We start from the raw sequence: 6,743 nt of genomic DNA on the forward strand, positions 1-6,743 counted from the left end.
TCCCGATCTGAGCTATGCTTGCACGATCGGCTTAATCTTATTTCTGATTGTGTTTATTCTGTCTCTCATCAATCTTAAAATCTCGCAAAATAATGCTAACTTACCCTGAAAAACTAGCTGGAAGTAAACGCAAATGTTCGCTATATAACTGTGGGACGATCGACTATCAAACGGCGTGGATTTGGCAAAAATCGCTCCAAAAAGAACGCACGATCGACCCAGATCGTGCTGATGCTCTAGTCATTCTCGAACATCCACCCGTATACACGCTCGGCACTGACGCTAGTTTAGAATACTTAAAGTTCGACCATCTCCAGACTGAGTACGAACTATATCGCGTTGAGCGCGGTGGCGAAGTTACATATCACTGTCCTGGTCAAATTATTGCCTATCCCATTCTCAATTTACGCTATTACCAACAAGATTTACACTGGTATTTAAGACAACTAGAAGAAGTTGTCATTAGAGTTTTAGCTTTACATAATCTTGCTGGGGAAAGAATTGAGGGGTTAACTGGGGTCTGGGTAGAAGACCGCAAAATTGCGGCGATCGGGATTAAGGTTAGTAGATGGATTACTATGCACGGTTTTGCCCTAAATGTCTGCCCAGATCTGAGCGGCTTCGAGCAGATCGTACCATGTGGCATTGCCGATCGATCTGTGGGCAGTATGGCTGAATTTATCCCAAACATCAATCCTTATTTAGTACGCCAGCAAATTATCCACGTATTTGGTGAAGTGTTTGGGATAGAAATGCTAGAAAGTGAAGAATTTCAAATTTAACGATCGGACGATCGAACATGAATGCGGCTGAAGATTCAAAACAATCAACCTTTGACAAAAGTACAGGCTAAATTTTGATTGACGCTGCGATTGTGTCAGGCAATAGCTAGGTTTAATGCACGATATGTAACAACGCGCTATCCCCAAATAGCTTAGATTTCCCCAGCTATAATGCGAGTTCCAGTGGGTGCTAATGGTGCATCTGCGCGATCGACTGTGACAAATAAACCAGTAGCTTTTGTGCCAAGAGGCGGTACTTGGGGTGGATTAATCGACTGAGAAGCATTTCCTTGTCCATCGGTACGAAATTCACCACAGTAGATAACCTGCTGATTATTTAGGCTCAACCACAACCGATATACCCGATCTACTGGTAAGGGTGGTAAATTTTTAACTGACACCACTACTTCTTGCCACTTTCCGGGTGTAAATAGCACTGTACCACCAGACGCTCCAGTAGTTTGTGCTGTTAAAGAGACTAGTTTACTATTCGGGCGTTGTAACAAGTTAGCAAGCCGTTCGGGAGTTTGTTGTCTGGCAAAACTGAGGTCTTGTCGCAGTCGGAAATTATCGAGTGATAATGCTGCTGCTGAAATGAGGGCAAAAATAGCGACGATCTTACTCCAGTTCCGTTTTTTTGGCACTGCTACCACTTGACGATCGATCTCCGAGGATTGCAGGACTCGATCGCGCAAATGGGCTGGTGGCTGTAGTTGAGGCACATCTAGGGCAAGACCGCCCAAGACCATCTGTAGTTCTCGCACTTCTTGGCGCAGAGCAGGATTTTCTAACATCATGCGCTCGACCAATTCTATTTCAGATGGCTTTAATTCATCTAGCACATACCCAGCAGCTAGCTCTCTTGTTTCGTCAGAAAGGGTGGAATTTATCATGGTTAATCTATTTCTAATATGTCCACGCCAGCCAAACTTGCCTTGAGTTGCACCAGCGCCTGTCGGAGACGACTTTTGACAACTCCAGGCGTGAGATTCAAAGACTCAGCGATTTGATTGTGACTCAAACCTTGATAATAATTCAGATTGAGGATTTGACGCTGTAGTTCTGGTAATGCTTGCATCGCTTGATGGATACTAGTTTTAATTTCAGCCGTTGTCGCGCGTTCTAATGGTGAGGGAGCTGTAGATTCCTCAGTAATAGTTTTCTGCCACCGAGACAAAAAACTAGTAGCAGTAGTCCGCTTCCGAATTTTGTCGATCGCTCTCGATCTCGTCAGTAGTCCTAAAAAACTACTTACAGAGCCGCGATCTGGGTTAAAACTATTATTTTGCCAAAATGTTAAAAAAATATCTTGGGTGAGATCTTCTGCTTCCTGAGCATTTTGCAAAATTTGGTGAGCGATGCTATACACCAACCCAGCATATCGATCGTACAGAACAGTTAGAGCTTGATGCTGACCGAGCCGCAAATTATGCACCAGTTCGGCATCAGGTGAGTTTTTCATAGAGTGTAAAAGAGAATTTACCACCAAATGGATTACTACACTTAGCTCAATACATTTTACGGTTTTCTTGTAAACTCGATCGATCGCGGTTCATTTACTGTTACAACTTTTTTTAAACTCTGTTTGTAAAATTTCAATAGTCCTCTTAATTCTAATTTGTCTGGTTGAAAAATGCTGCATTTCAGCTTGAAATTCAAAGTTTACACCCCGCTCTAAAATGCTGCACCGCTTGCTTTGCAGGGGCTTTAGCGCTTTAACAAGTCTTTTTTATAAAAAAGTTTGAGAATTTCGATCCAATTGCATCACGAGCGCGTACTAATAACAACAGCAAGAATGGAGAATAAAAATCAGCCAGTCTTGATGACTTTTACCAACTCTCTCTTTAGCTAATCTATTTAATATAGAGCGAGTCCACTTAACAAATCTAGGAACATCACCATGAAATTTTCTACGCTTACCAATCTCTTTAAAACTCAATTACCTGCCAAAGTATTGCTATCGATATTAGCAGTTAGTCTGTGTCTAGGTACAAGCGATCGTGCCTCTGCCATTCCTGATTCTCCCATTCCCGGATCTACCATTCCCACTCCCACTACCATTCCCACCAACGCTCCTACTACCACTATCGCTCCCGCTCCCGCTGCTACCTGTGCCAATGTAGATGTCAATATTCAAAATGGAACTCCAGATACGGTAAAGGTCACGAATTTTGAGTACTTAGATACTACTCAGAACGCATTTGTACCCAAGCAACTCTTGGGTGCGAGCGGAACACGGGAACTACAATCCGGCACAGTCCACCGGGCGACGCGAAATTTCGCTCAAGTTGGTGGTCGTACTCAATTCCGAGTTACATACCAACATAAACAAGGCATTAATAATTTTGCCGCTCCTGTTCGTGTGACTACCGATCGTTTTGTTTGTATCGACGGAAGTACGCATCCAGTTCTACTCGATAAATAGATTGCACTATCTTAATATCCACTTACATTATTCTCTGTGGATCGATGGCAATCAGCGATCGATCCACACAGCTTTATCTCACCCACCACATAACTCACAGGAGCAAATACCATGAAAACATCTCTTTTCTTTCTTCCTTCCCTCTTAGTCGTCGCTTTAAGTGCCTGGATGCCACCAGCGGCAGTCGCAGGCTCGGAAACTTGTAAAAATGTGGACATCAGGCTCAAAAATGGTACCTCCCGTGAAATGAAAGTTACCAAGTTGCAATACCTTGAGCCAGACAAAGGTCAATATAAGACTGAAACTGGAGTATTTGGCATTGATGGAGAGCAAAACATATCCGTCGGTCGTACCTTTACTATTGCAAAGCGCGACCTGGAAAAAGTCAATAACGAGCAAATTCATTTCGTAGTTACTTACCGTCTTCGAGTTGATAATGGTTATAGTCTACCCATACTTCAACAGATGCCAAATTTTAAATGTACTAGCAATATGCTCAAAGAAGTTGTGCTTACCGAACAAAAGATCTAATTGGACAAATACTTTACTTTGGCGATCGATGATGCAGCAGGTGTAACGATAGTTCGCTTCTGCATCTCCTCTTCCATACTGATAAACTAGTAACTAATCACCGAAAATAGATGGAGTAAGATGGGCAACACCTTTGGGCATTTATTTAGAATCACCACCTATGGTGAATCACATGGGGGTGGGGTAGGTGTCATCATCGATGGTTGTCCGCCACTGGTAGAAATCAGCGAAGCCGAGATCCAGGTCGAACTCGACAGGCGGCGTCCCGGACAGAGTAAAATCACGACACCCCGCAAGGAGACTGATACTTGCGAAATTCTGTCTGGAGTATTTGAAGGGAAAACTACAGGCACGCCGATTAGTATTCTAGTCAGAAATAAAGATGCTCGCTCTCAAGACTATAGTGAGATGGTGCAGACTTATCGCCCCTCTCATGCCGATGCGACTTACGATGCCAAATATGGGATTCGGAACTGGCAAGGTGGCGGTAGATCTTCGGCGCGGGAAACCATCGGACGCGTAGCAGCGGGGGCAATTGCCAAAAAGATTCTGCAAATCGTGAATAATGTCGAAGTCATCGGCTATGTCAAACGGATTCAGGACATCGAAGCGACTGTCGATAGTAGTACCGTGACGATGGAGCAAGTCGAAAGTAACATTGTGCGGTGTCCGGATCTCACCTGTGCGGAGCAGATGATCGATCGGATTGAAGCGATCGGCAGAGAAGGCGACTCGATCGGCGGCGTGGTAGAATGCGTGGTGCGGAATGTCCCGAAAGGTTTGGGTGTGCCAGTATTCGACAGGTTGGAAGCCGATATCGCCAAAGGGGTGATGTCTCTCCCCGCTACTAAAGGATTTGAAATCGGTTCGGGTTTTGCGGGGACGCTAATGACTGGGAGCGAGCACAACGACGAGTTTTACACCGATGAGGATGGGGAAATTCGGACGCGAACCAACCGCTCTGGTGGTACCCAAGGCGGGATTTCTAATGGTGAGAATATTATTATCAGAGTGGCATTTAAGCCCACGGCGACGATTCGCAAAGAGCAAAATACTGTCACCCAAGCGGGGGAAGAGACAACTCTAGCCGCCAAAGGCAGACACGATCCATGTGTGTTACCGCGTGCGGTACCGATGGTGGAAGCGATGGTGGCACTGGTGTTGTGCGATCACCTGCTGCGGTATTATGGGCAGTGTAAGGTTTTGTAAGTTTTCGGTGGGTGGCGTGGATCTACCCACCCCGCCCGTTGGGCACCCCTCCAAGGAGGGGATTTTTCATCTGTGCCCATTGGGAACCTCTCCGAGGAGGGGATTTCTGTCGCTGCTCATTGTTTGTCGATCGACGGAGTAAACTAGCTAAAAACAGCGTATGAATAGTTTAGTCCGCAAAATTTTAATTTGGATCGGCACGATCGCGATCTGGTGCGGGAGCATTCAGATATCTCTAGCAGGCGATCTGAGCGATCGAGTGGCTCGATACCCCGATTGGAACGCCCAGCCGAAAGTCGCGCTGCATGAGGGCGAATTGAGCTATCCTGAGTGGTTTCGCGGACGCTGGATGGCGAATAGTACTCTCCTCGAACAGATTGCCCCGTTAGCGCCGGAAATTGTCACGCCCGGTTTTGAGAGCAACCGCCAATATATCGATAAACCGATCGAGTTTACCGTCCAATTTATCCAGACAGATCCAAATAAAAATCTCAAATCTTCGCTGCTAAATTTGCCCAAATTAAAATCGAATTTACCCACACCGAAAATTGTCGCCGATCGAGCGTTTAATGGTTTAAATATCACCACGGCTTATTTAGGTGCTGCTAACGTGAAATCTGTCAAAATCGACCCGCAAAATCCCACCAAACAAATTACCCAACTCACCCAAGATCGTCAGCTAGAAGCCTTTGTCACTGGATTCGATCTCGAAGCACCTGCCCCCAATCGATTCATTTCCACTGAAGTCTCACAACAAGTATTTAGGACGACGGCGACGATTTATCTCAATACCGTCGAAACTACTACTAGTTATCAATTTTCAGCTACTCCAATACCAAAGATTACCGCGACACAGATTTCGGCAATCTATCTATCCCCACAAGATCCCGATTATTTTCGATCGCGTGGCAAGCAAGGCGATCGTCCAGTCGCTTTATACAAGTATCGATTGGAGTTAATTCCGACCAGTTAATACCAATCGCTAAAATCGATTTTTTAGATATGTTGTTAACGAGAACAAGGGATCTAAATCCCCATCCTGAAAACCCAATTCTCAATTCTCAATTCTCAATTCTCAATTAATTTAACGGCATTTCCACGAGATCGGTAATGAAGATTTAGTATTAATTAGTTGCGTTTCGCGATCGAGAACTTCCTCGACTTTGCGATAAATTTCCTGAGCTTCAGCTAACGAATTACCGATACTCGTCAACCCGACTTTGCCAAACTCTGACAAACAGCCCAATAGGTGAAAAACTGTCCCCGTCTCGGTACTGCTATCGAAGTGCAAGCGGTGATGCGCGATAATATCCATCAGATCGTTCGGTAATAAACCCCGATACTGGGGTTTGTGCAAATTGTCCGAAGCAAAATAATATTTAGGCTGACCTTGCTGACTATAAAACAAACCATCATCCAGTTGATAATCACCATTGGTGAGGAGTTTGAGCGTCATAAAGGGATGAGTGGTACCACCTTTGCGGAGATTGATTTCGATCGCCTGTAAATCCCAATTACCATCAGGAGATTCTACCGCCATAAAATCTACCCCAAACCGTTCGATCGCACCTTTAGCAGCTAAGTTTTTGCCAATTGTCAATCCTAGATCCTGAAGTTGACGACGATAGGCAGCGGCGGCGGGAAATTGACAGCCTAAGAAAATTTGCCCGTCGGGGCCGCCTAAAATTTGATCGTGAGTCGAGAGAATTTCGACTGTACCCAGCGGTGTGATGCACCCCTGCACGCTCGGAGATTGTTTATTTTCGCCTTCGATAAAGGCTTCGACGATCGCGCCG

The 6,743-nt window shown here is 45.2% G+C and carries 8 protein-coding genes; 5 read left to right on the forward strand and 3 right to left on the reverse strand.

Annotated elements, in window-relative coordinates; genetic code table 11:
* Positions 1-92: 92 nt before the first annotated feature.
* A complete protein-coding gene (gene lipB, locus RMO35_RS01230; RefSeq protein ID WP_309737997.1) occupies positions 93-782 on the forward strand; it encodes a lipoyl(octanoyl) transferase LipB in 690 nt (229 codons plus the stop codon).
* Positions 783-934: 152 nt separating this feature from the next.
* Here the strand turns inward: lipB and RMO35_RS01235 are convergent, their stop codons facing one another.
* Both RMO35_RS01235 and RMO35_RS01240 read right to left on the reverse strand, forming a co-directional pair.
* Complete coding sequence (locus RMO35_RS01235) at positions 935-1,675, reverse strand: anti-sigma factor (protein WP_309737998.1); 741 nt, start codon at positions 1,673-1,675, stop codon at positions 935-937.
* 2 nt (positions 1,676-1,677) lie between these two features.
* The gene (locus RMO35_RS01240; RefSeq protein WP_309737999.1) at positions 1,678-2,244 is read right to left on the reverse strand and encodes a sigma-70 family RNA polymerase sigma factor; all 567 of its coding nucleotides are present in this window, start codon (positions 2,242-2,244) and stop codon (positions 1,678-1,680) included.
* A gap of 438 nt (positions 2,245-2,682) precedes the next feature.
* Between RMO35_RS01240 and RMO35_RS01245 the strand changes: the two genes are divergently transcribed.
* From RMO35_RS01245 to RMO35_RS01260, 4 genes are all read left to right on the forward strand, one after another.
* Positions 2,683-3,207 carry a hypothetical protein gene (locus RMO35_RS01245; RefSeq protein ID WP_309738000.1) on the forward strand — a complete coding sequence of 175 codons (525 nt, stop codon included), beginning with the start codon at positions 2,683-2,685 and terminating at the stop codon, positions 3,205-3,207.
* A 111-nt stretch (positions 3,208-3,318) separates the two neighbouring features.
* The gene (locus RMO35_RS01250) at positions 3,319-3,738 is read left to right on the forward strand and encodes a hypothetical protein (protein WP_309738001.1); all 420 of its coding nucleotides are present in this window, start codon (positions 3,319-3,321) and stop codon (positions 3,736-3,738) included.
* Between the two features lie 120 nt (positions 3,739-3,858).
* Positions 3,859-4,947: a chorismate synthase gene (gene aroC, locus RMO35_RS01255; protein WP_309738002.1), complete on the forward strand. Its 1,089-nt coding sequence runs from the start codon at positions 3,859-3,861 to the stop codon at positions 4,945-4,947.
* 160 nt (positions 4,948-5,107) lie between these two features.
* Complete coding sequence (locus tag RMO35_RS01260; RefSeq protein ID WP_309738003.1) at positions 5,108-5,920, forward strand: DUF6816 family protein; 813 nt, start codon at positions 5,108-5,110, stop codon at positions 5,918-5,920.
* 111 nt (positions 5,921-6,031) lie between these two features.
* Here RMO35_RS01260 and RMO35_RS01265 read toward each other — a convergent pair.
* A partial coding sequence (locus RMO35_RS01265) for a peptide ligase PGM1-related protein (protein ID WP_309738004.1) occupies positions 6,032-6,743 on the reverse strand: 712 nt, incomplete at its 5' end.

Source organism: Chamaesiphon sp. OTE_20_metabat_361 (assembly GCF_031364565.1).